Annotated in this window: 29 protein-coding genes; 8 read left to right on the top strand and 21 right to left on the bottom strand. The window is 70.0% G+C overall.

Annotation, left to right across the window (positions count from 1 at the left end; all coding sequences use genetic code 11):
* Positions 1-11: 11 nt before the first annotated feature.
* The 5 genes from K3N28_RS18650 to K3N28_RS18630 all read right to left on the bottom strand — a co-directional run bounded on the left by K3N28_RS18650 (position 12) and on the right by K3N28_RS18630 (position 2,778).
* Entirely contained in the window at positions 12-455 is a 444-nt protein-coding gene (locus K3N28_RS18650; RefSeq protein ID WP_228094263.1) for an SRPBCC domain-containing protein, read from the bottom strand.
* Between the two features lie 14 nt (positions 456-469).
* On the bottom strand, positions 470-841 hold the full coding sequence (locus K3N28_RS18645; RefSeq protein WP_228094262.1) for a winged helix-turn-helix domain-containing protein: 372 nt from the start codon (positions 839-841) through the stop codon (positions 470-472).
* Positions 838-1,299, bottom strand: coding sequence for an SRPBCC family protein (locus K3N28_RS18640; RefSeq protein WP_228094261.1), 462 nt, complete (start codon positions 1,297-1,299; stop codon positions 838-840). Before K3N28_RS18640 ends, K3N28_RS18645 begins: the two co-directional genes overlap by 4 nt.
* A gap of 104 nt (positions 1,300-1,403) precedes the next feature.
* Positions 1,404-1,718: a GNAT family N-acetyltransferase gene (locus tag K3N28_RS18635; protein ID WP_374209828.1), complete on the bottom strand. Its 315-nt coding sequence runs from the start codon at positions 1,716-1,718 to the stop codon at positions 1,404-1,406.
* 208 nt (positions 1,719-1,926) lie between these two features.
* Positions 1,927-2,778, bottom strand: a complete 852-nt coding sequence (locus K3N28_RS18630) for a helix-turn-helix transcriptional regulator (protein WP_228094260.1) — start codon at positions 2,776-2,778, stop codon at positions 1,927-1,929.
* Positions 2,779-2,945: 167 nt separating this feature from the next.
* Here K3N28_RS18630 and K3N28_RS18625 point away from each other — a divergent pair, with 167 nt between their 5' ends.
* Complete coding sequence (locus tag K3N28_RS18625; protein WP_228094259.1) at positions 2,946-3,719, top strand: SDR family oxidoreductase; 774 nt, start codon at positions 2,946-2,948, stop codon at positions 3,717-3,719.
* 162 nt (positions 3,720-3,881) lie between these two features.
* Positions 3,882-4,826 carry an aldo/keto reductase gene (locus K3N28_RS18620; RefSeq protein WP_228094258.1) on the top strand — a complete coding sequence of 315 codons (945 nt, stop codon included), beginning with the start codon at positions 3,882-3,884 and terminating at the stop codon, positions 4,824-4,826.
* Here the strand turns inward: K3N28_RS18620 and K3N28_RS18615 are convergent.
* From K3N28_RS18615 to K3N28_RS18590, 6 genes are all read right to left on the bottom strand, one after another.
* Complete coding sequence (locus K3N28_RS18615; RefSeq protein ID WP_228094257.1) at positions 4,813-5,367, bottom strand: hypothetical protein; 555 nt, start codon at positions 5,365-5,367, stop codon at positions 4,813-4,815. The genes K3N28_RS18620 and K3N28_RS18615 overlap by 14 nt on opposite strands.
* A gap of 18 nt (positions 5,368-5,385) precedes the next feature.
* Positions 5,386-5,595 carry a hypothetical protein gene (locus tag K3N28_RS18610; protein ID WP_228094256.1) on the bottom strand — a complete coding sequence of 70 codons (210 nt, stop codon included), beginning with the start codon at positions 5,593-5,595 and terminating at the stop codon, positions 5,386-5,388.
* 48 nt (positions 5,596-5,643) lie between these two features.
* Positions 5,644-6,237 carry a 3'-5' exonuclease gene (locus K3N28_RS18605; RefSeq protein ID WP_228094255.1) on the bottom strand — a complete coding sequence of 198 codons (594 nt, stop codon included), beginning with the start codon at positions 6,235-6,237 and terminating at the stop codon, positions 5,644-5,646.
* Between the two features lie 142 nt (positions 6,238-6,379).
* The gene (locus K3N28_RS18600) at positions 6,380-9,334 is read right to left on the bottom strand and encodes a glycoside hydrolase (RefSeq protein ID WP_228094254.1); all 2,955 of its coding nucleotides are present in this window, start codon (positions 9,332-9,334) and stop codon (positions 6,380-6,382) included.
* A gap of 322 nt (positions 9,335-9,656) precedes the next feature.
* Complete coding sequence (locus K3N28_RS18595) at positions 9,657-10,766, bottom strand: PP2C family protein-serine/threonine phosphatase (RefSeq protein WP_228094253.1); 1,110 nt, start codon at positions 10,764-10,766, stop codon at positions 9,657-9,659.
* Positions 10,767-10,834: 68 nt separating this feature from the next.
* Complete coding sequence (locus tag K3N28_RS18590; protein ID WP_228094252.1) at positions 10,835-11,236, bottom strand: helix-turn-helix domain-containing protein; 402 nt, start codon at positions 11,234-11,236, stop codon at positions 10,835-10,837.
* 98 nt (positions 11,237-11,334) lie between these two features.
* Here K3N28_RS18590 and K3N28_RS18585 point away from each other — a divergent pair, with 98 nt between their 5' ends.
* Positions 11,335-12,201 (top strand): NAD(P)H-binding protein, encoded by an 867-nt coding sequence (locus K3N28_RS18585; RefSeq protein WP_228094251.1) that lies wholly within the window; start codon positions 11,335-11,337, stop codon positions 12,199-12,201.
* A 66-nt stretch (positions 12,202-12,267) separates the two neighbouring features.
* Here the strand turns inward: K3N28_RS18585 and K3N28_RS18580 are convergent, their stop codons facing one another.
* The 4 genes from K3N28_RS18580 to K3N28_RS18565 all read right to left on the bottom strand — a co-directional run bounded on the left by K3N28_RS18580 (position 12,268) and on the right by K3N28_RS18565 (position 16,042).
* Positions 12,268-13,086, bottom strand: a complete 819-nt coding sequence (locus K3N28_RS18580) for an NAD(P)H-binding protein (RefSeq protein WP_228094250.1) — start codon at positions 13,084-13,086, stop codon at positions 12,268-12,270.
* A 311-nt stretch (positions 13,087-13,397) separates the two neighbouring features.
* Positions 13,398-14,306, bottom strand: a complete 909-nt coding sequence (locus K3N28_RS18575; protein WP_228094249.1) for a hypothetical protein — start codon at positions 14,304-14,306, stop codon at positions 13,398-13,400.
* A 71-nt stretch (positions 14,307-14,377) separates the two neighbouring features.
* Positions 14,378-15,214 carry a bifunctional 2-polyprenyl-6-hydroxyphenol methylase/3-demethylubiquinol 3-O-methyltransferase UbiG gene (locus tag K3N28_RS18570; RefSeq protein ID WP_228094248.1) on the bottom strand — a complete coding sequence of 279 codons (837 nt, stop codon included), beginning with the start codon at positions 15,212-15,214 and terminating at the stop codon, positions 14,378-14,380.
* Positions 15,215-15,295: 81 nt separating this feature from the next.
* Complete coding sequence (locus tag K3N28_RS18565) at positions 15,296-16,042, bottom strand: cyclopropane-fatty-acyl-phospholipid synthase family protein (protein ID WP_228094247.1); 747 nt, start codon at positions 16,040-16,042, stop codon at positions 15,296-15,298.
* A gap of 223 nt (positions 16,043-16,265) precedes the next feature.
* Between K3N28_RS18565 and K3N28_RS18560 the strand changes: the two genes are divergently transcribed.
* On the top strand, positions 16,266-17,303 hold the full coding sequence (locus tag K3N28_RS18560; protein WP_228094246.1) for a glycoside hydrolase family 43 protein: 1,038 nt from the start codon (positions 16,266-16,268) through the stop codon (positions 17,301-17,303).
* A gap of 41 nt (positions 17,304-17,344) precedes the next feature.
* On the top strand, positions 17,345-18,334 hold the full coding sequence (locus tag K3N28_RS18555) for an aminoglycoside phosphotransferase family protein (protein ID WP_228094245.1): 990 nt from the start codon (positions 17,345-17,347) through the stop codon (positions 18,332-18,334).
* Positions 18,335-18,599: 265 nt separating this feature from the next.
* Here K3N28_RS18555 and K3N28_RS18550 read toward each other — a convergent pair whose 3' ends face one another.
* Positions 18,600-19,169 (bottom strand): ABATE domain-containing protein, encoded by a 570-nt coding sequence (locus K3N28_RS18550; RefSeq protein WP_228094244.1) that lies wholly within the window; start codon positions 19,167-19,169, stop codon positions 18,600-18,602.
* Positions 19,170-19,254: 85 nt separating this feature from the next.
* Here K3N28_RS18550 and K3N28_RS18545 point away from each other — a divergent pair, with 85 nt between their 5' ends.
* Positions 19,255-20,130: an alpha/beta fold hydrolase gene (locus tag K3N28_RS18545; RefSeq protein ID WP_228094243.1), complete on the top strand. Its 876-nt coding sequence runs from the start codon at positions 19,255-19,257 to the stop codon at positions 20,128-20,130.
* Positions 20,131-20,382: 252 nt separating this feature from the next.
* Here K3N28_RS18545 and K3N28_RS18540 read toward each other — a convergent pair whose 3' ends face one another.
* The 5 genes from K3N28_RS18540 to K3N28_RS18520 all read right to left on the bottom strand — a co-directional run bounded on the left by K3N28_RS18540 (position 20,383) and on the right by K3N28_RS18520 (position 24,279).
* On the bottom strand, positions 20,383-21,588 hold the full coding sequence (locus K3N28_RS18540) for a sulfotransferase (protein WP_228094242.1): 1,206 nt from the start codon (positions 21,586-21,588) through the stop codon (positions 20,383-20,385).
* A gap of 88 nt (positions 21,589-21,676) precedes the next feature.
* Complete coding sequence (locus K3N28_RS18535) at positions 21,677-22,951, bottom strand: MFS transporter (RefSeq protein WP_228094241.1); 1,275 nt, start codon at positions 22,949-22,951, stop codon at positions 21,677-21,679.
* A 71-nt stretch (positions 22,952-23,022) separates the two neighbouring features.
* Positions 23,023-23,478, bottom strand: a complete 456-nt coding sequence (locus tag K3N28_RS18530; RefSeq protein WP_228094240.1) for a hypothetical protein — start codon at positions 23,476-23,478, stop codon at positions 23,023-23,025.
* Positions 23,479-23,639: 161 nt separating this feature from the next.
* The gene (locus K3N28_RS18525) at positions 23,640-23,930 is read right to left on the bottom strand and encodes a hypothetical protein (protein WP_228094239.1); all 291 of its coding nucleotides are present in this window, start codon (positions 23,928-23,930) and stop codon (positions 23,640-23,642) included.
* Positions 23,923-24,279 carry a hypothetical protein gene (locus K3N28_RS18520; RefSeq protein ID WP_228094238.1) on the bottom strand — a complete coding sequence of 119 codons (357 nt, stop codon included), beginning with the start codon at positions 24,277-24,279 and terminating at the stop codon, positions 23,923-23,925. Before K3N28_RS18520 ends, K3N28_RS18525 begins: the two co-directional genes overlap by 8 nt.
* Before the next feature lie 275 nt (positions 24,280-24,554).
* Between K3N28_RS18520 and K3N28_RS18515 the strand changes: the two genes are divergently transcribed.
* Positions 24,555-25,457, top strand: a complete 903-nt coding sequence (locus K3N28_RS18515; protein WP_228094387.1) for a Scr1 family TA system antitoxin-like transcriptional regulator — start codon at positions 24,555-24,557, stop codon at positions 25,455-25,457.
* Positions 25,450-25,701, top strand: a complete 252-nt coding sequence (locus K3N28_RS18510) for a DUF397 domain-containing protein (protein WP_228094237.1) — start codon at positions 25,450-25,452, stop codon at positions 25,699-25,701. Before K3N28_RS18515 ends, K3N28_RS18510 begins: the two co-directional genes overlap by 8 nt.
* Positions 25,702-25,740: the final 39 nt, after the last annotated feature.

Raw genomic sequence — 25,740 nt, 5'->3', positions numbered from 1 at the left:
CCCGGTCCGGGTCAGCCCCAGTTGTCGACGTGCGGGTCGTGCGGCCAGGGCGCTCCCTTGCCGGTCTCCAGGAGCTGCTTGAGACTCAGCAGGAACGAGGCCCACTTGGTGCTGCAGTGGTGCATGAACTCGATCGGCTCGCGCCACCCCTCGTGCTTGAAGAGGAGGACGGTGAAGTCGTCCTCCCGGCGCAGGTCCCAGTGGACCTTGGTGCCGATCCACTCCTTCTCCCCGCCGACGACCTCCCAGAGGACGCGCTCGCCGGGCTCGAGTTCGACGACCTTCATGTCGAACTCGCCGCGCTCGAACTTGAAGGAGATCACGCCGCCGACGTCCGTCGAGCCGGTCGTGTTCTCGGTCCACCAGCCGGCCAGGCCGTCCAGGGTGGTCAGGGCGTCGTAGGCCTGCTCGGGGGCGACGCCCTCGAAGGCGACGCGGTGCAGAATGTCCACCATTGTCTTGTTCCTCTCTACTGCTGTTCCGTGTTTCGGTCGTGTTCTTCGCTTGCCCGCTTGTCGCGCTCGATGGTCTCGGCGAGGCGCTTGATGCGCCGGAGCCGTGAATCCCAGGCCGTGCCGACCTCGTTGAGCTGGATGACGGCGCGGGACAGCTGGGCCTCGTCGACGCGGAACCGCCGCTCGCGTCCCGTGGTCGCCCCGTGCACCAGACCGGCCCGGTGGAGGACCTGCAGGTGCTTCGCCACGGCCTGCCGGGTCACCGGCAGGTGCTCGCTCAGGCTGGTGGCCGTTCCGCCGCCCTCCTCGAGCAGCAGGTCGAGCATCCGGCGGCGGGTCGGGTCGCCGACCGCCGACCAGAGGTCGTCGTCGACCGCCGTGCTCATCTGCCGGCTCCGACCTTCTCCGCGTACGGCGCGACCCGCGGGATGTAGTGGTCCCAGCCGTTGGAGTGGTCGGCGTACTGGGCCGCGACCTTGGCCTCGTCCCAGCCGCGTTCGCGGAAGCCGCTCTCGGTCATCTTCAGCAGGGTGCCCGAGCCGGCCGGTTCGAGCTCGAAGACGACGAGCAGCGAATTGCCGGGCGCGGCGGTCTCGCCTTCGGGGTGCGTCCACCGGAACGAGAAGTGCCGCGGCGGCGTGGCGTCCACGACGGTGAACTGCTCCCAGGTGATGCCGTCGGCGTCCTTCCCGAAGCCGATCCGGCCGTTCGCGCCGACCACCGGCTCGAACTCCGCCTCGTCGGGCCACCACTCCTTGAGGTGCTCGGGACTGCTCACGACGTCGAAGACCACCTCCGGCGAGGCTTCGATGCGGATCTCCCGCTCGATGGTGCCGTATTCCATGTCGACCACCTTTCGCAACTATCGGTTGCACATCAGCCTAGCCGACAGAACGACAATGCGCAACCATTCGTTGCATGAATGTGCGGCCGAGGAAGACCGGCGGTTCAGCGCTGTGAGCGGCAGCGGTACGCCAGCGCCTCGGTGAACCCGGCTTTCGCGTACAGCGCCGACGCGGGCTCGTTGTCGGCCTCGACCTGCAGGTGCGTGGTCGGCGTCCCCTGCGCCCGGGCCCATTCGGCCAGGACGCTGATCAGCGCGCGCCCCGCGCCCCGCCCGCGCGCTTCGGGGAGCACGGCCATGGCGAACACGCCGGTCCAGCCGACGTCCGCGACCGCCCGCGCCACGCCGACCGCTTCGGCGTGTTCGACCTGCGCGAACAGGTCGTCGGGTTCGCCGTGGTGATCACCGAGCCGTGCCACCAGGAGCCGCTCGCGGTGCGGCCGAGCCGCCGGCCGCCCGCGTACTCGGTGTGGTCGATCGGCTGGGCGCGGACGGCGCGCTCCTGGATCGCCCGGAGCTCGGCGGGGGAGCAGTCGGCCATCCCGTCATTGTCGGACCCGGTGCCGCTGGATGCCGAGCGGTTTTTGCGCGGCGGCGCCCGCCGCCCTTCCGGGAGTGCGGGCCGCGTCAGCGGCGCTGCGCGGCCGGGGCGGTCCAGCTGTCGAGGAGGCGCAGCGCCTCGGCGCTCGCCGAGCCGGGCTCGACGTTGTAGACGCACAGGTACTGGTCCGGGTCACCGGGCATCTCGAAGGCCTCGTACTGGAACTCCATCTCGCCGACCACGGGGTGCGCGTACCGCTTGGTGCCGTTGGTCCTCCGCAGCACCTGGTGGTCGTTCCACCATTCGCCGAACTCGGGGCAGGCCGCCTCCAGCTCGGCGAGGAGTTCGGCGAGCTGCCGGTCGTCGGGATGCCGTCCGGCGTCGAAGCGCAGCATCGCCACCGTGTCGCGCGCCATCCGCTCCCAGTCGAGCGCGATCGCCTTCGCGGCAGGGTCGAGCAGGTAGAACCGGGCGAGGTTCCGCCGCTTCGCCGGCAGCGCCTCGAAGTCGGTCAGGACCGCCCGCGCCAGGCGGTTCGCGGCCAGGACGTCGGTGCGCCGGCCGATGATGAACGCCGGCACGCTCTCGAGGCTCTGCAGCGTCAGCAGCAGCCCCGGCCGCACCCGCTGCGCGGCGATCGGTGCGCGCCGGGAGGTGCCGCGGCGGCCGAACAGGTCCTGCAGATGGTCGCGTTCGGACCGGTCGAGCCGCAGCGCCTCGGCCAGCGCCTCGATGATCTCGGGCGACGGATTGCCGGCGCGGCCCTGTTCGAGCCGCGTGTAGTACTCGACGCTCATGCTCGCCAGCCGCGCCACCTCGTCGCGCCGCAGGCCCGGGACGCGCCGGACGCGGCCGTCGTCGGGGAGCCCGGCCTCGCCGGGGCTCAGGCGGGCCCGTCTGCTGCGGAGGAAGTCCGCGATCTCGCTGCGCCGATCCATGCCCCCATTCTGCCCGTGCCGGGCCGGTCCCGGGCGCTCGTGGGTGGTACTGGCGGTACCAGCCGCGGGAGGGCGCATTTAGCGCCGATTTCAAGGCCGCGACGGTGCTGTACTCGATTGGAGGGCGGGGAACCGTCCTGGCAAGCAACGACACCGAAGGAATCGCAATGTCCACTGAGCACCACATGCCGCTGTCCGGTCGCGTCGCCGTCGTCACCGGGGCCTCCAGCGGCCTCGGCGAGGCCACCGCCGAACTGCTCGCCGAGCGCGGCGCGAAGGTCGCCGTGCTCGCCCGCCGCGCCGACCGGCTCGCGGCCCTGGTCGAGCGCATCGAGCGGCGCGGCGGGACCGCCCTCGCGGTCGCGGTCGACGTCACCGACGCCGAAGCCGTGCGCGGCGCCGCCGAGCGGACCCGGGCCGAACTCGGCACCGCCGACCTCCTGTTCAACAACGCCGGCGTCATGCTGGCCGCGCCGATCACCGAGGTCCGCGCCGACGAATGGCAGCGGATGATCGACCTCAACATCACCGGCCTGATGAACGCCATCGGCGCGTTCGTCCCGCAGCTCGTCGAGGCCGCCGCGGACAGGGGCGTCGCCGACCTGATCAACACCTCCTCGATCGCGGCGCAGAACCTCTTCCCGAACTTCGCCGTCTACACCGGCTCGAAGGCGTTCGTCTCCCACGCCTCCCGCAACCTGCGCACCGAACTCGGCGCCCAGAACGTGCGGGTCTCGGTGATCGAACCCGGCATCGTGAAGACCGAGCTGCAAGGCCATGTCGACCACGCCGACAGCAACGCCTGGCTCGACGACGTGTTCGCCAGCCAGGAGGTCCTGGAGCCCGGCGACATCGCCGAGACCGTCGCGTTCCTCGCCGCGCAGCCGCGCCGCGTCAACTTCCAGCAGGTCACCGTCATGCCGACCTTCCAGGCCAACTAGCCCCGGGGCCGCTGCGGGTTTCGGGAGATCGCTCGGAAACGAGGCAGGGACCGCCGTGACGCGCGGCACGACCGCCGTCGGAACCGCGACGGCTTGACGCCGCGCGTCCCGGGGAACCCCCCGATCGAAGCACCGGCAGCGCCGACACCACGGAGGCACGACATGGCGAAGCTCGGCAGAACCGACCTCGACATATATCCGCTCGTCCTGGGCACCAACACCTTCGGCTGGACCACGGACGAATCCGAGGCGCACGCGGTCCTCGACGCGTTCACCGCCGCCGGAGGGAACCTCATCGACACCGCCGACTCCTATTCCGTCTGGGCCCCGGGCAACACGGGCGGCGAGTCCGAGGCCGTCATCGGCACGTGGCTCGCCAGGCGCCGCGACAGGCGGGCGCTGGTGGCCACGAAGGTCTCCCAGCACCCCGGGTTCAAGGGCCTCTCGGCCGCGAACGTCAAGGCCGCCGCCGAAGCGTCCCTGAAACGGCTCGGCGTCGAGGCGATCGACCTCTACTACGCCCACTTCGACGACGAGGACACGCCGCTGGAGGAGACCGTCGCGGCGTTCGACGCCCTCGTCACCGAAGGCAAGATCCGCCACATCGGCATCTCGAACTACCGGCCCGAGCGGGTGCGCGAATGGCTCGACATCGCCGAGCGCACCGACGCGGCCCGACCGGTCGCGCTGCAGCCCAAGTACAGCCTCGTCAGCCGCGGCGCCTTCGAACCGGGCCTGCGCGACCTGGCCGTGGCCGAGGACCTGAGCGCCTTCCCGTACCACGCGCTCGCCTCCGGCTTCCTCACCGGCAAGTACCGCACGGAAGCGGACCTGCGGCAGAGCGTCCGCGGCGACTCGGCCGCCAAGCACCTGAACCCGTCCGGGCTCGCGATCATCGACAAGCTCGACCGGATCGCCGGCTCCCGCGGCGTCGCGATCGCGTCGGTCGCCCTGGCGTGGACGCGGACCCGGCCCGGGATCGCCGCGCCGATCGCCGGGGCCCGCACCGCCGACCAGCTCGGCCCGCTCCTGGCCTCGGCCGAACTGGACCTGACCGCCGAGGAGTCCGAGGAACTGACCGCCCTCTCCGACTTCATCGACGCTTGAAGCGGTCTCGAGAGTCCTCGACACCGGAGGGCGGCAAGGACGCTCTGCCGTCTGCGACTGGGGCGAACGCTCCCGTGGTGCGGCTCGACTTGCCGATGGACCGCAGCATGCCCCGCACCGCGACGGCATGGCCGCCGCTGCCGATGACCAGCGCCCGGTACGCGCGCCCGCGCCGTCCGGGGAACTCGGCGAACGTCCGCGCGACCACCTCGGTCGCCCCGCCCGCGCCGTCCCGCAGCTCGAAAGTCAACCGATAGCGCGAGAACCGGTGGCGGCCTTCCAGGTCCAGGCACCGGCGCGGCTCCCTGCGCGACACGGCGAACCCGGCGCGCGGCTCGGTGCCCAGCAGGAGGGGCAGCGGGCCGCCGCGATCGCGCGCGAGCGCCTCCCCGTAGGCGCGAACGGCCTCCCAGACGCGCTCGCGCGGCGCGGCGATGAGCGCCCGGTGTTCATCGACGAAGGGCGGGAACCCCGGTGCGCGGTTCAAGTGCCGCAACCGGTGAGCATCGAATCCAGTGAGTGCATGCGTCCAGCTTGCCACCGATTCGATCGTCCGCTGTCACCGAGCGGCCCCCGGCGACATCCGTACCGGGGCCGCCGCCGTGCGCCGCCGGTAGTAGTGGACGGTCAGCACCCCCAGCGGCGGCCCCCGCGCCGCGAGCGGCGCGTAGGCGATCCAGAAGACGACGGTCTGCCACCCGTTCAACACCAGCCTGGTGGGCTCGCCGTCGACGCTCCACCTCCGGCGTCCGCCGAAGCGGACCCTCATGCCCTTACCGCCGACCGGGATTGAGGACCCTCAGTGCTCGATGCGGCGTCACCTGCGGCGGCAGGTGTCGTAGCCGCCGTCGTAGATCCGGCCCCATTGGACCCTGGCGGCCTGCAGCAGTCCGTCGATGCTGTCGACGCCGTGCGCGCGCTGCTGCGCCACGAGGATCCCGGCGGCGGCGAGCGTGTCCGAAGCGGCCTCGTGGTGGCGGGCGAGGTCCACGCCCACCGCCGAGGCCACGTCGGGCAGCCGGTACGAGCGCATCGGCCAGGTCTGTTTGGCGATGACCATGGTGCAGGCGTAGCGCATCGCGGGCCACGGCAGACCGGCCGCGCCGTTGGCCGCCCGGATGACCGAGGTGTCGAACGAGGCGTTGTGGGCCACCAGCGGATCGTCCCCGATGAACGCGCTGAGGTGCCCCCACACCTGCCGCCACTCGGGCGCGTGCACCACATCGGAGGCGCGGATGCCGTGGACCTGGGTGTTGCGGTACTCGAACCGGTCATGCCCGGCCGGGGGCTTGACGAGCGTCGCGAACTGCTCGGTGACCTCGCCGCCCTTGACCCTCGCCACCGCCACCGAGCAGGCGCTGGCCCTGCTCCCGTTCGCGGTCTCGAAGTCGATCGCCACCCACGAGTCCATGTGCCGCCCTTCACCGGAGGAGCTGAGATTAGCAGGACCGCCGAACCGCTCCCGGGAGCGGCGAAGGGCCCTTACCGCCGAACGGCGGTAAGGGCCCTCACCCCTCGGCCCCCCGAGACGATCGGAACCGAGGAGGCCTTCCCTAAGCGGCCGGGGCCTTCGCGTAGACCTCGATCTCGCTCAGGATGATCCATCCGGCGATGTCGCCGCTGTCGGCGGTCATCGCGACCCGCACCGCCGACGTCCGGGCGTTCACCGCGACGTCGATGACCGGCGCGGCACTCGTGTCCGGCGGCACGTCGACCGGGTCGCCCGCGTTCTGCCAGTCGCCGTCCGCGTCCAGGTACTGGACCTGCAGGGTGTCGGCGTAGCTGGCCCGGCCGCCGTCGCTCCAGAAGTAGGAGACGACCCGGGTCACGTCGCGCTCCTGCGGCAGGGTCACGGTGATCGTGTCCGCCTTGTTGAACGCGCCGGACTTCCAGTTCGACCAGGCCTTGTCGGTGAGGACCCCGTTGCGCAGGCCCTCGGTCGAGTAGCCCGGCTCGGTGAACGTCGCCGAGGTGGCCACGCCGTCGCCCGCCGCCACGTTGACCTCGATCGGGTCGGTGACCTCGATGTCCACAGTGGCGGGCAGCTCGGTACCGTCGACCAGGACCGCCGTGCCGTGCAGCGCCACCGTGCCGTAGTCGTCGAACGCGCCCGCGGGCGGCTCCTCCCACGTCACCGGCACCGACGCCTCGGTGCCCCGGTCGCCCAGCGCGATCACCGTGCCCGGCAGGTCCGGCGTGAAGCCCGGGTACGTCGTCGCCGAGGCCGGGGCGGTCGCCGCGAACGTGTCGATCCTGACCTTCGCCTTGGCCTTGAACGTGTTGCCGAGCGGATCGGTCGCCTCGCCCTTGACGTTCACCGTCTTCGCCTTGTCCCAGACGGACTCGTCGGGCATGTCCCACTCCACGGGCAGCGCGCCGCGCACGCCGTCGCGGTGGACGCCCGCCACGGTGGCGGGCAGCTCGGGCACGAAGCCCGGAACGGTGTAGGTCTCGACCTTCACCGTCTCCAGCACGGTCTCGTCGACCACGGTCCAGCGCTGGTTGCTCGCCGCCGTGGGGGTGTAGGTCTGGACGGGGGAGCCGTCGGCGGTCGCCTCGCCCCACACGTCCAGGACGCGACCGGTGCCCACGTTCACGGGAACGTAGGTGCCGTCGCCGGTGGTCGACAGGTACCACTTCGCGGCCTCGGACGGGTCGCCCTCGGCGGACTCGAGCACGGCCAGGCCCTCCGCGACCGCGAGACGGGTCCCGGTGGCGGCGTTGACGATCTGGTACTGCTCGCGGTTCGAGACGCCGTCGGTGAGCTGGTCGATCGTCCACAGCTGCTCGGCGCTGGAGGCGTCGTCGGTGCGCAGCACGATGCCGGCGCCGTCCTCGGACGGGGCGATCGACTTGCCGCTCTGCACGCCGTCGAAGCGGTACACGTGGCCGTCCTGGACCATCGCCGCGTCCTCGGCGACGCCCGCGACGCCGTCGATGAGGAACGTCGTCACCGACTTGCCCGGGACGGTGAGCTGCGCGGAGGCGCCGTCGACGACGACGGGCTCGCCTTCGACGAGCGCCCCGTCGGCGCTGGTGACCACCGGGGTCACGGTGGCGCCGGAGTCGATCGAGCCGAACTTCGACAGGTCGAGGGTCACGCTGACCGCGTCCTCGGTGTTGTTGGTGTACACGGCGACCGCCGCGTCCTCGGAGTCCTTGACCGCGGCCACGGTGGACACGTCGTCCACGCCGATCATGTGGTCGCCGGGCTCGATGTAGTGCGTGAAGTTGCGGATCGTGTCGTACTTGGTGTTCGTCTTGATCGGGCAGGTCTCGAGCGTGTCCTCGGCGGTGCAGTCGAAGGAGACGTGGATCGAGCCCCAGTTGTGCCCGAGGTCGGCGTTCTCGATGGGCTGCCAGAAGACCCACGCCGACGGCTCCAGCTCACGCAGGTCGTCGGTGATGCGGGAGGCGATGCCCAGGCCGCTCTCCATGGACTCGTAGTCCTGGCCGTCGGTCCAGCTGCCCTCGACCTCGCTCATCCACAGCGGCTTGTCGCTGCCCTTGGCGAGGTCGCGGACGCCGGTGCGCCCGCCGGTGCCGTAGGTGTGGACGTTCATCTGGTCGACGTTCGCCCGGGACTCCTCGGTGTAGGCGTTCCAGTTGCGGGTGAAGGTGCCCGGGTTGGTCTCGTCCATCGCGGAGATCACGGCCGCGGTGTCGGCCGCCGAGAGCCGCGCGGCGAGCGCGTTGATGACCAGCTGCTGGAGCTCGGGACCGGCGTGGGCGCCTTCCTGGCGGCCGCCCGTGGGCTGCACGCCGTCCGGGCCGAGCTGGGTGCCCCAGTAGTTCGTGTTGGGCTCGTTGAGCGGGTCGATCGTGTCGAACTCGATGCCGTGCGCGTCTTCGAGGTGCTCCATGACCTCGGTCAGGTAGATCGCGAACTCGTCGAGGGTGTCGGTGCGGATCTGGTCGGCGTTCGGGTCGAAGCCGCCCGAGACGTACCCGGAGACGGTCTGGAAGTAGGGCGGCGAGTTCGAGAACGCCTCCCAGTGGGTGACGTCGTCCTTGATCTGGTCGATCCACCAGCGCTGGTTCGCGTCGGCGTCCCAGTTCCAGTGCTCGGGGTTCTCGGGGTCCCACCAGTCCTTGTCCTCGTGGGTGGTGCCCTCGGGGGCGGCCCAGAACCCGGGCACGGCCGAGGCGCCGCCGCGCAGGTAGTCGTTGTCGATGTTCGGGGCGTTGCCGCCGCCGATGTTGTACCGGGCGATGTTGAGGTTGAGGCCCTCCTCGCCGAACATCATGTCCACGAGCCGGTCGCGGATCTCGTCCGGGTAGCCGCCGGTGACGTTGGCGGCCCAGACGAGGCTCGTGCCCCAGCCTTCGAACTCCTGATGCTGGTACGAGGGGTCGAGCGTGACGGTGACGCCGCGCGCCGCGGTCTCCTCGGCGCCGGCGGTCTGGGCCGTGAGCAGCGGCAGTCCCGCCGCGGTGACCAGTCCGGCCAGGCCGAGCGCGCCCGCGGCCGCGATCGGCCGCCGGCGTCTGGGTGAGGGAGTGGACATCGTTGTCTCCTTCAGGGGTGCGATCGAGTGATCTCGATGTTCGCACAGAATCCAACGCTTGTGAACACCCTTCGTCTAACGGATTGAAAAACGCTGACCTGGTACCGCTCCCGCGAACCCGGAATGCCCACACCGATAGGTCGGGGGTCAAGACGGGGGACCCGTCGATGTCCGATTCGCCCCGGACGCTCCGCTCACGTTCGCCGCATCGAGGCCGCTCGCGAAAATGTCGGACCCATACGTCAGGGTTGAAACCGGGGGGCCCGTCGATGTCCGAATTGCCGGGGCCCTCCGTTCACATTCGCCGGCCCCGCCCCGGCCGCTACCCCGGCGACGGGCGGTTCCTCGCGCTCTTCGCCACCCGAGTGACCGCCAGGATGCTCACGTCGTCGTCCATCCGCGCCGCGAACCGGGCGACGTCCTCCCACACGAATTCGATGAGCCGCCGCGGCGACGGCACCACCAGCCCCTCCAGGTGGCTCGCGAGCGGGTAGAAGCGCCCCTCCTTGTTCCGCGCCTCGACCAGTCCGTCCGAGAACGCCAGCAGCGTCTCGCCCGGCCCGAACGGCACCGACACCGCCTCGCCCGGCCGGACCGGCGAGGCCAGCCGCAGCCCCAGCACCGGCATGGGCTTGAGGTCGATCTCCTCCGCCCGCTCGGCGCGCAGTATGAGCGGCGACGGGTGCCCGCACGACAGCAGCTGCACCTCGTCGGAGCCCTCCGGGAACTCCGCGAGCAGTGCCGAGGCGAACAGCTCCGGCACGTACCCGTGCTCCGCGTCGTCCAGGATGCGCCGCTCCAGCCGCCACGCGATCCCGCCGAGCTCCTCCTCGTCCAGGATCGCCTCGTGGAACACCGACAGCAGCATCGAAGCGGTGCTCACCGCGTCGAGTCCGTGCCCCTGCACGTCGCCGAGGATCAGCCGAGGCCCGTACGGGCTGGGCCGCACGTCGAACAGGTCCCCGCCGATCAGCGCGCCCCGCTGCGCCGAGTGGTACAGCCCGGTGCACGCGAAGTCGCCGACCTGCTTGGACAGGCCCGGCAGGATCGTCTGCTGGGCGGCCTCGGACACGCTCAGCATCGTCACCAGCCCGGCCTCGAAGCGCTGCCGGACCCAGGAGATGCCGACGGCCGTGGCGAACACCATCGCGACCATCACGAGGTCGCCGCCGTCGAACCGCTGGGGGACCGGCAGCGGCGCGAGGACCACCCCCAAGGCGAGCACGGCGATCACCGCGGTCCACACCGGCCCGAGCACGAACGCGGCGAGCACGGGGACGACGGTCATCGCGATCCCCGCGTGGAGCGGATCCGGCGTGAAGAGCTGGAACACGGAGGCCACGCCCAGCGCCCCGAGCGGCAGCAGCCGGACCCACAGCGGGATCGCCGTGGCCGGCTGCAGTCGGATCGAATCCGAGACCCGCAAGCCCATGGCCCGAGTTTAGGCCTGTTCGGGCTCCTCACCTGGGGCTTCGGCCAGTTTTCGCGCGCTTCAGGCCCTTACGGGCGCGGAGCCTCGGGGTGGCGGGCGTCGTATGCGGACTGCGCGATGAGGACCCGCGGCATCTCGTCGTACAGCAGCTCGACCAGGCCGCAGAGGCCGGCCGCGATCCGGCTCCCGGACTCGGTGAGGCGGTACTCCACGCGGGACGGGTAGCCGTCCGAGGCGAGGCGGTCGACGAAGCCGTCGCGTTCGAGCCGGCGCAGGCTCTGGGCGAGGGCCTTCTCGTTGATGCCGTCCACCGCGCGGCGGATCTCGGCGAAACGCTTGGGGTCCTCGCGCAGCGCGATGACGATGAGCGCGCCCCAGCGTCCGGTCACGTGATCGAGGACGGAGCGGGACGCGCAGCCCTTGGCCAGCACCTGGAAATCGGCGGCGGCTTCGGTGGAACGGGTGCTCATGGCGTGATGTTACCTCGGCTACAGTGCTTTCGAATTGATTGTACTTTCATTTGGTAAGTGTAATGGTAGACCCACTCGATACTTGAAGGAGCAACCAAATGATCGTCGTCACCGGAGCCACCGGCCGGCTCGGCACGCACGTCGTGGAAGGCCTGATGAACAAGGTCCCCGCCGACCAGGTCGCCGTCGTCGTGCGCGACGCCGCCAAGGCCGCCCGCTTCGGCGAGCTCGGCATCGAAGTCCGCGTCGCCGACTACAGCGACCCGGCCACCCTGGCCGACGCCTTCAAGGAGGACGAGAAGGTCCTGCTCATCTCCGGCAGCGAGATCGGCCGGCGCGTGCCGCAGCACCAGGCCGTCATCGACGCCGCGAAGCGCGCCGGCGTCGCGCTCCTCGCCTACACCGGCATCCTGGGCGGCCCGGCCGCCGACTTCGAGCTCGCCCGCGAGCACCAGCTCACCGAGCGGCATCTCATCGACTCGGGCCTGCCGTACGTGCTGCTGCGCAACGGTTGGTACAACGAGGTCTACACCGAGGGGCTCGGTCAGGCCATCGCGGCCGGCGGGCAGCTGACCAGCACGGTCGAAGGCGCGAAGGTCGCCACCGCCGCCCGCGCCGACTACGCGGCCGCCGCGGTCGCCGTGCTCACCGGCGAAGGTCACGAGAACCGGGCGTACGAGCTCAGCGGGGACGTGGCCTGGGGCTTCGACGAGTACGCCGCGGAGGTCTCGCGCCGGCTCGGCAAGGAGTTCGCGGTCAATCGCGTCACGGCCGACGCTCATCGCGAGATCCTGATCGGCGCCGGGGTGCCCGAGACGCTCGCACCGGTCTTCGTGGGGGTCGACGACGCCGTCTCCCGCGGCCTGCTCGCCGTCCAGACCGGCGACCTGTCGAAGCTCATCGGCCGCCCGACGACGCCGATCGCGGAGTCGATCGCCAAGAGCCTCAAAGCGATCGAGGCTTAGCACGCAGTATTGGACGGGCGGCCCGCGATTCCGGGCGGATCACGGGCCGTTTCGCGTCCTCCTCGCTCAACGGAACGCGTCGGCGTGGTCCCGGGCCCATGCCGCGAAGGTCTTCGCCGGCCGGCCGGCGGCGGCTTCGACGTCCTTCGAGACGGTCCGGGCGAACTCCGGCGGATCGGCCCGCCAGCCGAGCACGTAGTCGATGGCGTCCTCTTCGAAGCCCAAGGCCCGCATCCGCTCCCGCGCGCCCTCCGGCGGCTCCGCCTCGTAGCGCACGTCCTTCCCGATGGCCGCGGCGATCGCGGCGACCTGCTCGGGCACGGTGATCACCTCGGGCCCGGTGAGCATGTACGCCTTCCCGGCGTGGCCCTCCTCGGTGAGCGCCGCCGCCGCCACCGCGGCGACGTCGACCTCATGCACCGGCGAATGCCCGATCTCGCCGTAGGCCTCTCGGACGACGCCCTCGGTGCGGATCTGCTCGGCCCAGCCGAGTGCGTTCGACATGAACTCGCCCGGCCGCAGGTGCGTCCATTCCAGACCCGACGCCTCGACCGCTTCCTCGACCGGGCCCGCGTATCCGTTCCACAGCAGCGTCACGCGCCGAACGCCGGCCTTCTCGGCCGCCGCGAACAGATCGCGGCTGTTCGGCACCGTCGTGTTCGCGGGGCCGAACGCCGTCATCAGGTGCAGCGCCGTGGCCCCTTCGAGGGCGGCTTCCAGACTCGCGAAGTCGGTGAAGTCCCCGGCCCGCACCTCCACGCCCGCCGGGAGGTCGGCCTTGGCGGGGTCGCGGGTCAGCGCCCGCACGGAGTGGTCGGCGGCGGTGAGGAGCCGGATGATGTGGCGGCCGATGTTGCCCGTCGCGCCGGTGATCAGAATGGTCATCGCTGTTCCTTCTCGAGTTCGCCGGGCCGAGTGGACGGCCCTGGTGACGGATCCAAGGCTAGGAACGGGAAAGCACGGCGGCATCGGACTTGCGGCTCGCCTGCGAGTACACCGCTGGTCCTAAGACCGCGGACGGCGGAGCAGCGGCCTGCACGACCGTCATCGCCTGAGCGGCACGCCCTCCCATCGAGGGCGCGCGAATGCCGACCTGAACCGCCGCCCATGCCGATCGGTGCCCGCATGGCCGGCGGCGCAGGAACCGCAGCGCTCCCGACGGCGCCATATGACATGGCACTGGCCGGGCACGCCGGTCATCTCGTCGCGGAGTCGTCCCGTCGCGGCGCCCCCGGCTCGGGGGCCTCCGGAATCGCCTCCGCCGCAGTGGGAAGGGGAGCGGCGGCTTCGACCCCCGACGGCTCAGGCGCCATGGCCGCCACCTGGGGCGACTTGGGGGCGACCGCCTCCACCTCCGGCGACTGCGGCGTCACTGCCTCCACCTCGGTCTCGGCCGCCACGGAAGCCACCTCGGACGACTTGGGCGCGACCGCCTCCAGCACCGCCTCGGTCTCCGCCACCAGCGCCGACCCTCCCGGCACACCCGCCTCGGCCTTCGGCGGGTCGACGTCCGGCACTTCGCCGTTCCGCAGGAGGTCCCCACCGCTCAACGGGTCGAGCAGCTGCGTCCGCTCCACCCTCGCCTCGCGGTCGAATTCGGCGCTCTGCCGCACCAGATCCCAGTAGTCGTCCACAAAAGACGGCATGAACTTCCGGGCAGTGTCCTGCCACATATAGGTGAAATACCTGGTCCGCGGCCAGATCTCCATCCAGGAGACCCACTTCCGCCAGATCTCCTCATCCAGCATCCCGTACTGGTTCACCTTGTACGCCTGCTCGAACAGCTCGATCGCGTACCGCGTGTACCGGTACCCGCGCTGTTCGTCCGGGGTCATCACCGTCCACGCGCCCCAGTCCCGGGACGCCTGCGCCGCGTCCAGATCGCGCTTGCGATCGGGATCCAGCGGCGACCAGATCAGGTTGAGCACCGGATCGTTGTCGGCCATCTTGAGCAGCTCGGTGTGCTGGTTGAGCAGGCTCTGATACAGCTCGAACTGACGGAGCCGGCTGTCGCTCTTCAACGCCTTGGCCTGCAACCGCATCTGATAGCCGAGGAAGGCGAGGGTGATGATCACGCCGATCGACTGGACGGCGTCCCAGTTCACAACGGACTCCTTCACGAGAGGGGGCAGACCTCCAGTGTAGGGAGTCGCCGCAAGCGACGCCTGTCGATTCCCTACGCTCGGGACGCCTTGAGCGAGTACAGCAGCGGGATGCGGGGCCGCCCGGCAGGCGGTCGCCACCAGCCGTCCTCGCCGCGCTCGAAGTTCTGGAAGTGCCGGAACACCGTCTTGTCGTGCTCGCGCAGGAACTCCAGGCGAAGGCCCGCGGCCGCGAGCGCCGACAGCACGTCGCCGAGGCTGTGGACCCACTCGGTCGCCGTGTTGTGCACGGTCGGCCGGTCCCGGTCCGAGTCGGTGTACGTGCCGGGCGCCTCGCGCACGAGCGCCTGCTCGGTGGTGTAGTCCCGCACGAACCGCGTCCCCGTCGCCTCGTCGAGCACGTGCGTCACCGGGTGGAACTCGTTCATGTAGAGGCACCCGCCCGGCACGAGCAGCGAGGCCACGGTCTCGGCCCACCGCCCGATGTCCGGGAGCCAGTTGATCGAGCCCATGCTGACGTACACGATGTCGAACTCGTTCTCGGGCAGTGCTTTCGGCGCGTCATAGACGTCCGCGACCACGAACGCGGCCTTGTCCGGCCCGAAGCCGAGCGCCGCCGCCAGTTCCCGCGCCTTGCCGATCGCCGACTCCGAGAAGTCGACCCCGGCCACCCGGGACGCGCCGCGACGCAGCCACGTGAGGGTCTCCTGGCCCATGTGGCACTGCAGGTGGACGAGTCGCTTGCCGGTCACGTCGCCGAGCTCGCCGGGTTCGAAGTCCATGAGGACGTCGTCGCCCTTGAGGAACCCGTCGACGTTGTACGAAGCGCTGCCGGCGTGGATCGCGACCCGCTCGTCCCACAGCGCATGGTTCTCGTCGTGCCAGTCGGCGTGTTCCCCTTGGTTCCCCATGCCGTCGAGTTTAGGGCAGCGGCGGTGGAATTCGGTCCTGCCGGTCCCGGGCCGGCACCACCGTGCCGGGCCCGGGAGGGATCAGCGCCGCATCAGCGCGAACATGCCCCAGCCGAGGTAGTCGCGTTGATAGCGGACATGGTTGCGCCGTTCGACGTCGAGTTGGTGCCTCATCTCGTCGGCCATCTCGTGTCCGGGGTTGGCGTCGAGCCAGCGCCGGATGTTGAGCCAGTGCGGGGCCGCGTAGCGGTCCCAGCTGTCCTGGTCGGCGAGGACCATCTCGACCACGTCGTACCCGAGCGAGTCGAAGTGGTCGAAGAGCCCCGGAAGCGAGCGGAACGAGTCCTTGCTCTCGGCGTAGCAGCCCTCGATCGTGGCGTCATCGGGCGGGTCGAGTCTCCAGTAGCACTCGCCGATGAGCATGAGCCCGCCCGGGCGCAGGCTGCGCTGGAGCAGTTCGACCGTGCCGGCGGTGCCGCCGCCGATCCAGGTCGCGCCGATGCACGCGGCCACGTCGACCGGTTCGCTCGCGACATGTCCTGCCGCGTCGCCGTGGACGAAGCCGACGCGGTCGGCCACGCCCAGCTCGGCGGCCCTGGACTTCGCGTTGGCGACGAATGCGGTGCTGATGTCGACGCCGGTGCCCCCGATGCCGTGGTCGCGAGCCCAGGTGCAGAGCATCTCGCCCGATCCGCTCGCGAGGTCGAGCACGGTGGAGCCGGGCGTGAGGCGCAGCGCCTCCCCGAGTTCGGCCAGTTTGCGGCTATCGACGGGGTTGTGGATGCGGTGGCTGCTCTCGGCGATGACGATTGACTGTGGGAGATCCACTCGTGGAGTCCTTTGCTCTCGTTGAAGACTTGGCGGTGTCGTATTGCGGCCGAACGTAATCGGCCGCGTGCGCCTTGACCTTCAAAAAATCGCCTCCATGAGTGGACCTGGACCCTGCGCGGCAGAACTTAGTGCGCGCTCGTCGGCCGTGTCCACCGCTTTTCGCCGCGGAGGTCCGTGAACGCGGCGTGATCCCTGATCGGCCTTTGATAGCGTTTTCTCCATGAGCGAGCCGACCGCCTTCCCGCTGCGCCTCCCCGAGATGCCGCTGCACGACCCGTACATCGTCGCGGACGCCGAGACCGGCCTGTACCACCTCTACACCGCCAACCAGGGCTTCACCGCCGAGGCCACCGGCCCGCTGTCCGACGCCGGGGTCGGCACGATGTGCTACCGGTCCCCGAACCTGCGCGAATGGGCCGAGCCCGTCCCGGTCTTCCGCGTCGACGAGGAAGACGAGCCGTGGGCGGTCCACGGCGCCTGGGCGCCGGAAGTCCATCGCTGGAACGGCCGCTGGTACCTGTTCACGACGCTCCACAACGCGGAAGCGCCGCTCCCGGTCCCGCAGCCGGGGGAGTACGGCACCCCGTTCCAGCTGCCGAACTACCGGCGTTCCACGATCGTCGCTGTCGCCGACGCCCTCACCGGCCCGTTCCGCATGCTCAAGCCCGAGGCGCCGATCCTGCCGCCCGAGCTGATGACCCTCGACGGGACGCTCTTCACCGACGACGACGGCCGCCCCTGGATGGTCTACGCCAACGAATGGCTCCAACGCATCGACGGCACCATCGAGGCGTTCCCGCTGTCCGACGACCTGGACGCCGTCGCGGGCGACGCGGTCATGCTCTTCAAAGGCTCCGACGCCCCGTGGCTCACCCGCGACCTCCCGGCGGGCGTGCCGCACCAGCTCGCCCCGTACGTCACCGACGGGCCCCAGCTCCACCGCGCGCCCGGCGGCGCGCTGATCTGCCTGTGGTCGACCTACGAGAAGAACCGGCTCAGCGGAGGCGGCGTCGACGGCGACTACGTCCAGACCTGGGCGGCCTCGCGCTCGGCTCGCCTCGAAGGCCCGTGGGAGCAGCGCGAACCGCTGGTCCGCGGCGACTCGGGCCACGGGATGCTGTTCACCGCCTTCGAAGGCGAACTCATGCTCGTGCTGCACCGGCCTTTCACCGGCGCTCGCGGCAAGCTCTACGAGATGGCCTGGGACGGCGACGACCTCCGCGTCGTCCGTCAGCGCACCGACCTCGACGGCGACTAAACCCGTTGTGCCCGAATCCGGCACGGGGTTGAATGCTCGGCATGGATCCAGCGCGGGTGGCCGAGCGGCTCGGCCTCGGCAAGGCGCGGCGACCCGCGACGGTGCTCAAGGACGTCGAGGGCGCGTGGGCGTGGAGGGTCGACACCGGCTCCGGGGCCTGGGTGGTGAAGGTCAACGACGACTGGGGCGACTACTCCCGGGCGATCGAGCAGGCGGGGGAGCTGGAGCTCGGGGCCTGGCGGGCCGGCGTCGCGATGCCCGAGCCGTTCATTCCCGAGGCGGCCGCGGTGGGGCTGTGGCAGCCGATCGATGAGGGCCGCTACGCCAGGGCCCTGCGGTTCCTCGACGGCGAGCATCCCGCCTCGCCCCTCGCGCCGGCGGTGGCGGCGTGGACGGGCGCGACCATCGCCGCACTCGAACGGCTCGCGATCCCGGCCGATCCGGTGATCGACTACGCCTTCAACGTCCATCCCGAGTCCGATTGGGACGATTGGCTGGCCCAGGCGGTCGGCCTCGGAGTCCTGGACGAGGAGGCGGCTCGGGCGCTCGGGGACGCCGCGAGGTACATCGAACCGATCATCGAGGCGGCCCGGGCGTCGCCGCCGCAGAAGCTCGTCGTCCACAGCGACATCAGCTTCGCCAACCTCCTGCTCACCGCCGACGGCCCGGCCCTGCTCGACTTCGACGGCGCCGCGCCGGGGGTGCCGTGGTGGGAGTTGGTCGCGACCGCCTTCGGACTGGACGGGACCGACATCCGCACCATGGAGGCCGACAGGACCACTGTGGAGCAATGCCTTTCGGGTTACCTCGCAGCGGGCGGCAGCGCCGGACCGACCGACGAGCGGGCCTTCACCGGGATGCTCGCCGGCCGCCTCGCCTCCACGGCCTGGGAGCTGTGGATGGCCTGCGGTCACCGCGGCGGCGGACCCGAACTGCACGCCGAGTTCACCCGGGCGGTCCGGCTCTCCGTCGTTGCCCTGACCACCATGATCGACTCGATTCCGGAATGGACGACCTGGTTGCGGTGCTGAAGCCCCGCTCGGGGAAAGGGCCCGGCGGTTCGAGGCGGCGGGGTCCTCTGAACCTCAGCGCCGAGCAGTGCGCCAGGGACGTCCGCAAGTATGCGACCTGCTGCCGCGACTACGGTGACGACAAGCGCTCCCGGATCGCCGCCGGGGCCGTCGACTCAGGTGCTCCATTTCAAGCGTCGTCGTGAGACGCGCCGACCGGGGTGCTCGCAAGGCGGCCTTGAGCGGCGCCGGTCGGAGTCCCCGTGCCGGTCGCGGTCTCCGGGCTTCAGTCCTTGGCGCGATCGGCCTTCCGGCGTCGGTAATGGCGGGCGACGCGGACGCGGTTGCCGCAGCGCTCGGCCGAGCACCACTGGCGGCGCGGGTGCGCGGCCAGGAAGATGAGCACGCAGTCGTCCGCCCCGCAGCGCTTGAGCTTCGCGACGTCGGGGCTGATGAGCACGTCGACGGCGGCCTGCGCGAGGTCAGCGGCGAGGCGTTCGGCGGCAGTGCCGTCGCGTTCGACGGTCGCGGTGACGGCCGTGCCCTCCCATGCGAGGCGGACCCGACCGGGCGCGGCGTTGACCGCGGCGGCGAGACCGCGGAGTGCCGCTTCGGGCGGGCGACGGCCCTCGAGCAGGGCCGAGAAGGCCGCGGCGGCGTGCTCGCGGACGGCCAGCGCCGCCGCGAGCGCGGGACGGCCCGAGCGGTGTCCCGCGAACGCGGGATACCGGGGGGTTTCGAGGGCGAGCCAGGTTCCCAGCTGCTCCGGCGTGGCGAGCAGATCCCCTTCGCCGGTGAGGGTGTTGACCAGGTCGATCGCCAGCGGCTCGCCGACCAAGGGCGACGGAGTGTTCATGATGCTAATCATACTTCGACTGTCACATCCATTAGATAGCCGTGCCTATACTAATGCATAAACAACGATAGAAAGCATGTGAAAAATGAGCCGCCTCCCCCGCGTCCACCACCGCAGCATCGACATCGACGGCGTCGAGGTCGCCTATCGCGAGTCCCGGCCCGACCGCGCCGATGCCCCCGTCCTCCTGCTGCTGCACGGCTTCCCCTCGGCCTCACACCAGTTCCGGGGCCTCATCGACGCCCTCGGCGCCGACTACCGCCTCATCGCCCCCGACTACCCCGGATTCGGCCGGACCCGGGCCCCCGAAGGCTTCGAGTACACCTTCGACCGCCTCGCCGACGTCGTCGAAGGATTCATCGACCGCATCGGCCTGCACCGCTTCACCATGTACGTCTTCGACTTCGGCGCCCCGATCGGATTCCGCATCGCCGAACGCCGCCCGGACCGGATCACCGGCCTGGTGGTGCAGAACGGCAACGCCTACACCGAGGGCCTGTCGGAGGCCGCCCGCGACTTCATCGCGCTCCGCCGCGAACAGCCCGACGCCGAGGCGACCGTCCGCGGCCTGTTGACCCTCGACGGCACCCGGTTCCAGTACGAGGCGGGCGTCGCCGACCCGAGCCTGATCGCTCCGGATGGCTGGCTGCTCGACCAGCACTACCTCGACCTCCCCGGCCGCAAGGACGCGCAGGTCGCGCTGGCCTTCGACTACCGGTCGAACGTGGACCGGTACGAGTCGTGGCAGGCATGGCTGCGCGAGCACACCCCGCCGACGCTCATCACCTGGGGCGCGAAGGACCCGTTCTTCCCCGAACCGGGCGCTCGCGCGTATCTCGCGGACGTGCCCGAAGCCGAACTCCACCTCTTCGACACCGGCCACTTCGCACTCGAGACGCACCTGCCCGAGATCGCCCCGCTCATCGCGAGCTTCCTCGACCGGCTCCCCGCCGGGCACTGACCGGACTCGCGACCGGCCGCCGGTCCCTCGCAACGAGCGGGCCGACCGTTGACGGCCCCGGCCCGGCCCCTCCTCGGATGAGAACGGACCCGGGCCGGGTCCGGTCGGTGCCGCCGGCAGGCGTCGGCGTATGCGCGGATTCGGGGGAGGCGAGCGAAGCAGGTGCGCCGCGCCCGCGTCGCCGGGCGGCGCCCGGCGGACGGGCCGCCGCTGAGGGTGCCGAGCAGGGCGTGGGGGCGCGCGGCTCGCCGTTCAGCGGGTGTTGAAGTTCCCGCAGAGCGCGGTGTAGTCGCCGAAGGCGTCCTCGATGCTCTGGATGTCCAGGCCGTACCTCGACAGCGTGTACTCGTGGCGGCGGTCGGCCTGCGGCCGCGCGAGCACGTTCTCCAGGTTCGCGGCGTCCTTCTCGGTCCACTTCGCGTTCAGGGCCTCGTAGAGCTTCGGGACCTCGTTCACGGGATCGGAATTGAGCCGGTGGTAGGGGACGTCCACGATCGATCCGCCCGGGAGCCGCTGCCGAGACTGGCGGCCCCTCTCGATCGACTCGGTCAGCAGTCCCAGTGCGACCTCGCCGATCTGTCGCAGGTCGGGACGGCGCTGGTAGAGCGACCAGGACGTCTCCATCAGGCTGCACACCGAGCCCATCACCGTGCTCGGGTCGCGGTGCGTCCACACGAACTTCGCGTCGGGGAAGACCTTGCGGATCACCTCGAGGTCGTTCAGGTGGGCCGGATACTTCAACGTCCATCGCTTCCGCTCGCGCCCGTACTGCAGCACCTGGAGCGCCCGCCTCAGGTACACATAGTCGGCCGTGTAGTCGCGCTCGCCCAGCCAGGCCCGGTACTCGGGCAGCGCCGCGCGCAACGCGAGGTGGTAGGTGTGGTGCGGCAGGATGAACATCGACTCTTCGGGCGCGGTGGAGCGGATCGGGTGGATGACCTCCCACGACGGCGCGAACCTGACCATCATGCGGGCGCCGCTGTCGATCATCTTGATCGTCTTCGCGGCTTCGGCCGGATCGATCGGGACGTCCGTGCGGAGCATCTCCCACAGCAGCGGCCCCCGGTGGTCGTCGGAAGCGGCGAGGATCTTGTGGGCCAACGTCGTCGCCGTGCGCGGCAGACCGACGACGAACACCGGGTCGACGATAGGCTCGTCGGCGATCTCGGGGTGCTCGATGATCCGCTCCCGAATGCGCAGCCGGTTCTCCAGACGCGCCTTCGCGTCCCCGATGGCGGACTGCCAGCCGAACGGCGTCAGCTTCGGCTCGTCGGCGAGGCAGCGCAGGTGGAACCCCAGGTCGGCGACGAACTGCTCCTCGCCCTTGGTCGACCATCCGGTGGCCTTCTCGACCTGCTCGACGGCCTTCGCCCAGGCCTCCTTCGGGCGCTTGCGGCCGCCTGAGGCGGGCGCGAGCGCGGCGTTCACGATGCTGGCGGTGAGGGTGGTCCGGCTCATGGGGTGATCCTCTCGGAACGCAAGGCTAGCAAGGTGACAGCTGGCTCTTGCAGACTACTCTCGGTATCCGCCGGAATAGAGACGCGGTTCATGCCGCAGAACCACTCGCGCCGCGTTCCCGCCCCATGAGTCCGGGAATGCGCCGTCCCGCGGTCAGATAGGCCACCGAGCTCAGGAGCGCGAGCGAGCCGACGCCGAGGAACATCGCCGCACCGTTCCAAGTGGACAGCAGCACGCCGCCGAGGAACGGGCCGACGAACCCGCCCAGCTGCGTGAAGGTCTGCGCCCCGAAGTAGGCGCCGCGGCGGTCGGGCGGCGCGATCCGGTCGATGACGGCGAACTCGGAGGGCACGATGAACGTCTCGCCGATGCTGAACACGACCATCGCGGCCACGAACTGCCACAGCGAGCCCGCCACGGCGAACCCGGCCATGCCCGCGAACATCAGCAGCGCGCCGATGACGATCGCCGTCACCGGGTCCCGCTTCAGAACGAGCTTCGACGCGGACAGCTGGAAGACCACCACGGTGATCGCGTTCGTCGTCATCACCGCCGCGAGGATCCGCGTGCCGTCCGCGAAGCCGATGTCCAGATCCTGGGCCAGCAGCACCGAGACGCGGAGGTGCACGGCTTCGAGCAGCAGCCCGGCCGCGAGGAAGCACAAGAGCCGCATGTCGCCGGCCACGGCCCGGAAGCTGCCGAGGAACCGATCCATGCCGCGCTGCGGTTCCCCCTCAGCGGACGCCTCGGCCGGGGCGACCCTCGTGGTCCTGATCGCGACGGCGAGCACGGCGAGGTAGACGCCGTAGACGATCGCGGCGGCGAGGAACCCCGCCCGACCCCCGGCCAGACCGAGCGCGACGCCGAGGAGCGGGCCCACGGCGTACCCGACGTTGGTGGCGAGGTACTGGTACGAGAACCAGCGGACCCGGTCCCCTTCTGGGAGCAGATCGCTGAGCAGGGCCTTGCCCACCGGCGCAAAGGAACTGGTGGACAGGGCCATCGCGGCGACGCACGCGAAGACCACCAGGACGTGCTCGGCGACGAAGAAGCCGATGAAGGAGGCGACCACGCCGAGCAGTCCCGCCAGCAGGACCGGCGCGCGGCCGAAGACGTCGGACAGCGTGCCGCCGAGAAAACCGGCGGTGATCGAGAAGAGCACCGAGGACCCGATGAGGAGCCCGATGGCGGCGGGATCCAGGCCGAGTTCGCGGCGCAGGAAGACTGCCAGGAACGGCATGGTGATCGAGTTGGCGAGGCTCATGATCCCCGCGCCGGAGACCAGGAGCTTGGCGAGGAAGGGGGCCGGGGGCGGCGCGACGGCTCCGGCGCGCAGGGTGGGACGACGTGTCAGGGCACGCATGAGGGATTGCCTTTCAGATGACGTTGCCGTGAAGGTTGATTCGGTGATCGATCCCCTGGCGGGGGCCGAATCTAGATCCGCAGCAGCGCGATCCGACTGAGCAGCAGGGACGTGGGTTCCAGCAGCGGGGGCGGATGGCGGAACCGCGTCGACGGCGCCCGGAACTCGGGCGAGACGGGAAGCCCGGTGATGCTCGCGGCCAGGCGCGGCCAGACCTGGCGCAGCACTTCGAACGCGACCCGGAGCAGGATGCCGCCGCAGAGCACGAGGCCCAGCATGGAAAGCGCTCCGAGCGCATCGCCCTCGTCATCCGAGCCGTGCCGGGTGTCTGCGTGAAGGCCGCCGGATTCCGAGCCGCGCATGGGAACCGCGCGATGCCCCTCGGCTCCATGGCCCATGTGGTGATGGACGGCCACGACTCCGGCTTCATCAGGCTCGGAGGGGCCCGGGTGGGTGGACGAGTGCATGGCGACCACGCCGACCATGAGCGCTGCGACGAGCGCGATACGCGCGAGTCTGCGTGTCATGGCATCGTCCGTTCCGCGGGGTGGCGCGGCCGAGCACCGGCACGGCGGTTCGACGTACAGGGCTGCGACCCGGAGGGGAGGCGGCGCACCCGGCGTCGCCTCCCCGCACCATACCCCATAGGGGTATAAGATCAACAGTCCTGGCCGGAACGAAGCGGCGTTCAGTAGTCGTACTGGCTGGGGCGCGCGACCAGCTCGCGCGCCCGCTCCATGATCCAGCCGCACCACTCGTCCCCGTTCCACGCGCCGCGCCAGACCGCGGGCTCGTCGGCGTCATCGCCGAACCGGCAGACTTCGCGCGGTCCGACGCCGTCGTCGCAGTCGACCCGGTAGAGGGTCGGAGCACCCGGCGGCGAGTCGAGGAAGACCACCGAGAACTCGGCGGGACCGCGGCGGAACTTGCCGAGGCGGTGCTCGTCGTCCGGAGACTGGTCGAAGGCGGTCTCAACCATTGCAGTGACGCACCTTCCCCGCGCACGGGTCGGCCGCGGACTCGATCGACATGGGCGCGTCGCCGTTGTAGAAGACGTGGAAGGCGTTGGCCCTCAACCATTCCCGCCATTCCGGGGCGAACCCGCGCCACTCGCTGCTCCAGGTCGCGTGCAGATTCCCCGAGTTGAGGCCGGAGACGATCAGAACGACATCGGCGCGGTTTCCCTTGGTGTAGACCTGGAACGAGTCGGGCGCGTCGAGGCTCGACGCGCAGACGACGAAGACGTGGCCGCCTTCGCCGAACTGCCCCCGTTCCAACGGATCGGCCTGATTCGGCTCGTGCTTCGAATGGGCGGTGCGGTAGTGCATCACGACCTCCAATGGAGAGTGTCAGATAGCCGACAGTGGTAGCGCCGGAGAGCCGCCGAGGATCATTGGAAGGCAGCGGCTCCCCGGCTATCCACCGATCGCGGGTAGAGCCACCGGCCCGCGACGCCTCCAACATAAGCCATGTTTTGCCTGGTAAAATGGTATGCAACCCAATGACTTCCGATGCCCGCGGAACGTGTCACAAGATGGGGCCACAACATTTGGAGTGAAATGTTGTGGCCCCATCTTGTGCACCAGGAATGGGTGCAGTGTCGATGAGTGCGATTGGCGCAGAACGTGGGATCATCATTACCACCGGTAAATTCCACAGCGTAGGGAGCGCCGCGATGTCTTCTCCGACTCGGTACAGGAAGCTGATCAAGGCCTACCTGGTGGCCGAAATCAATGCGCTTATGCACGAGAAGGGGTGGAACGCCCCGCAACTCGCCCGCGTGCTCGGCAAGCACGTCAACACGGTCCGATCCTGGCTGAACGGTGAGCGACTGCCTGATGTGGCCAACATTCGGTTCATCTGCGATGAGACCGAAGCCGATCCGGCGCGCAAGGCCTACATGGAGCACGTCAGAGAACAACTCAACCAGGGATCGGAGGTCGTGTCGGACCTTGACAAGCGCAACCTGTTCATCGTAGAAGCGGCGGAGCGTACATACGGCAGCGTGTTCAAGTGGAATCCGGTGTTGTTTCCTGGCTTGGTCCAGACCGAAGCGTTCCACATGAAGTTGTTGCCAGATCCGCTCGATGATCCGGCTCAGAAAGTCAAGCACTGGAAGCGAAAGGAACGTCGTGGTAACGACTTCTTTGGTCGCCTCCAAGACGGTGACCCTCTCGAGGGGGAGTTCTACCTGCCTGCGAGCGCGTTCGGCTACCTGGACCGTCTTACCTCCAAGGAGAAGACGGACCAGATCGAGCGGTTGGTAACGATCGACTCGCTGCCGGGCTGCAAGGTGCAAGTGGTGCGATCGCCGTTCCTAGCGCCATTTGCGTTCGAGAGCTTCAAAGCGGAAGGTCGGCCAGATGCGGGACCAGACTTCGTATACGTAGAAGCACTCGACCAGAGCCGTCACGTCGTCGACCCCGAGAAACTTGGCTTGTATGATCAGAGGTGCAGCCTTCTGCGGGCTGATGCGCAACGGATTGGAAGGTTCCTCGATGGCTGAGTTCACCGGCTGGCGGAAGAGCACCCGCAGTAGCGATACTGCTGACGCAGACTGCGTGGAGTGCCGTCAGTCTTGGCGGAAGAGCTCACGGAGCAACAACACCGCACAGACTGACTGCGTTGAAGCTCGGAACACCGCCGTCGGCTTCCAGGTCCGGGACTCCAAACTCGGCCACGATTCTCCGGTGTTCGACCTCTCCGCCGCCGACTTCACGGGCCTGCTGCGCGTCGCCGACCGAGGCTGAGCGCCCAAAACCCCAACTCAGACGTCCCGCCCCGCCTTC

This window comes from Glycomyces sp. TRM65418 (assembly GCF_019710475.1).
Classification (GTDB): domain Bacteria; phylum Actinomycetota; class Actinomycetes; order Mycobacteriales; family Micromonosporaceae; genus Glycomyces.
This window is presented reverse-complemented; position numbering and strand designations above follow the sequence as displayed.

What these genes read in the sequence shown, in the direction of transcription:
- K3N28_RS18645 (WP_228094262.1), bottom strand. Translation starts at nt 841, where the DNA reads ATGAGCACGGCGGTCGACGACGACCTCTGGTCGGCGGTCGGCGACCCG.
- K3N28_RS18535 (WP_228094241.1), bottom strand. Translation starts at nt 22,951, where the DNA reads ATGCGTGCCCTGACACGTCGTCCCACCCTGCGCGCCGGAGCCGTCGCG.
- K3N28_RS18525 (WP_228094239.1), bottom strand. Translation starts at nt 23,930, where the DNA reads ATGGTTGAGACCGCCTTCGACCAGTCTCCGGACGACGAGCACCGCCTC.
- K3N28_RS18580 (WP_228094250.1), bottom strand. Translation starts at nt 13,086, where the DNA reads ATGACCATTCTGATCACCGGCGCGACGGGCAACATCGGCCGCCACATC.
- K3N28_RS18560 (WP_228094246.1), top strand. Translation starts at nt 16,266, where the DNA reads ATGAGCGAGCCGACCGCCTTCCCGCTGCGCCTCCCCGAGATGCCGCTG.
- K3N28_RS18630 (WP_228094260.1), bottom strand. Translation starts at nt 2,778, where the DNA reads ATGGATCGGCGCAGCGAGATCGCGGACTTCCTCCGCAGCAGACGGGCC.
- K3N28_RS18515 (WP_228094387.1), top strand. Translation starts at nt 24,555, where the DNA reads ATGAGTGCGATTGGCGCAGAACGTGGGATCATCATTACCACCGGTAAA.
- K3N28_RS18585 (WP_228094251.1), top strand. Translation starts at nt 11,335, where the DNA reads ATGATCGTCGTCACCGGAGCCACCGGCCGGCTCGGCACGCACGTCGTG.
- K3N28_RS18605 (WP_228094255.1), bottom strand. Translation starts at nt 6,237, where the DNA reads ATGGACTCGTGGGTGGCGATCGACTTCGAGACCGCGAACGGGAGCAGG.
- K3N28_RS18625 (WP_228094259.1), top strand. Translation starts at nt 2,946, where the DNA reads ATGTCCACTGAGCACCACATGCCGCTGTCCGGTCGCGTCGCCGTCGTC.
- K3N28_RS18540 (WP_228094242.1), bottom strand. Translation starts at nt 21,588, where the DNA reads ATGAGCCGGACCACCCTCACCGCCAGCATCGTGAACGCCGCGCTCGCG.
- K3N28_RS18545 (WP_228094243.1), top strand. Translation starts at nt 19,255, where the DNA reads ATGAGCCGCCTCCCCCGCGTCCACCACCGCAGCATCGACATCGACGGC.
- K3N28_RS18620 (WP_228094258.1), top strand. Translation starts at nt 3,882, where the DNA reads ATGGCGAAGCTCGGCAGAACCGACCTCGACATATATCCGCTCGTCCTG.
- K3N28_RS18555 (WP_228094245.1), top strand. Translation starts at nt 17,345, where the DNA reads ATGGATCCAGCGCGGGTGGCCGAGCGGCTCGGCCTCGGCAAGGCGCGG.
- K3N28_RS18595 (WP_228094253.1), bottom strand. Translation starts at nt 10,766, where the DNA reads ATGGGCTTGCGGGTCTCGGATTCGATCCGACTGCAGCCGGCCACGGCG.
- K3N28_RS18550 (WP_228094244.1), bottom strand. Translation starts at nt 19,169, where the DNA reads ATGAACACTCCGTCGCCCTTGGTCGGCGAGCCGCTGGCGATCGACCTG.
- K3N28_RS18530 (WP_228094240.1), bottom strand. Translation starts at nt 23,478, where the DNA reads ATGACACGCAGACTCGCGCGTATCGCGCTCGTCGCAGCGCTCATGGTC.
- K3N28_RS18610 (WP_228094256.1), bottom strand. Translation starts at nt 5,595, where the DNA reads ATGAGGGTCCGCTTCGGCGGACGCCGGAGGTGGAGCGTCGACGGCGAG.
- K3N28_RS18650 (WP_228094263.1), bottom strand. Translation starts at nt 455, where the DNA reads ATGGTGGACATTCTGCACCGCGTCGCCTTCGAGGGCGTCGCCCCCGAG.
- K3N28_RS18590 (WP_228094252.1), bottom strand. Translation starts at nt 11,236, where the DNA reads ATGAGCACCCGTTCCACCGAAGCCGCCGCCGATTTCCAGGTGCTGGCC.
- K3N28_RS18600 (WP_228094254.1), bottom strand. Translation starts at nt 9,334, where the DNA reads ATGTCCACTCCCTCACCCAGACGCCGGCGGCCGATCGCGGCCGCGGGC.
- K3N28_RS18520 (WP_228094238.1), bottom strand. Translation starts at nt 24,279, where the DNA reads ATGCACTACCGCACCGCCCATTCGAAGCACGAGCCGAATCAGGCCGAT.
- K3N28_RS18510 (WP_228094237.1), top strand. Translation starts at nt 25,450, where the DNA reads ATGGCTGAGTTCACCGGCTGGCGGAAGAGCACCCGCAGTAGCGATACT.
- K3N28_RS18640 (WP_228094261.1), bottom strand. Translation starts at nt 1,299, where the DNA reads ATGGAATACGGCACCATCGAGCGGGAGATCCGCATCGAAGCCTCGCCG.
- K3N28_RS18570 (WP_228094248.1), bottom strand. Translation starts at nt 15,214, where the DNA reads ATGGGGAACCAAGGGGAACACGCCGACTGGCACGACGAGAACCATGCG.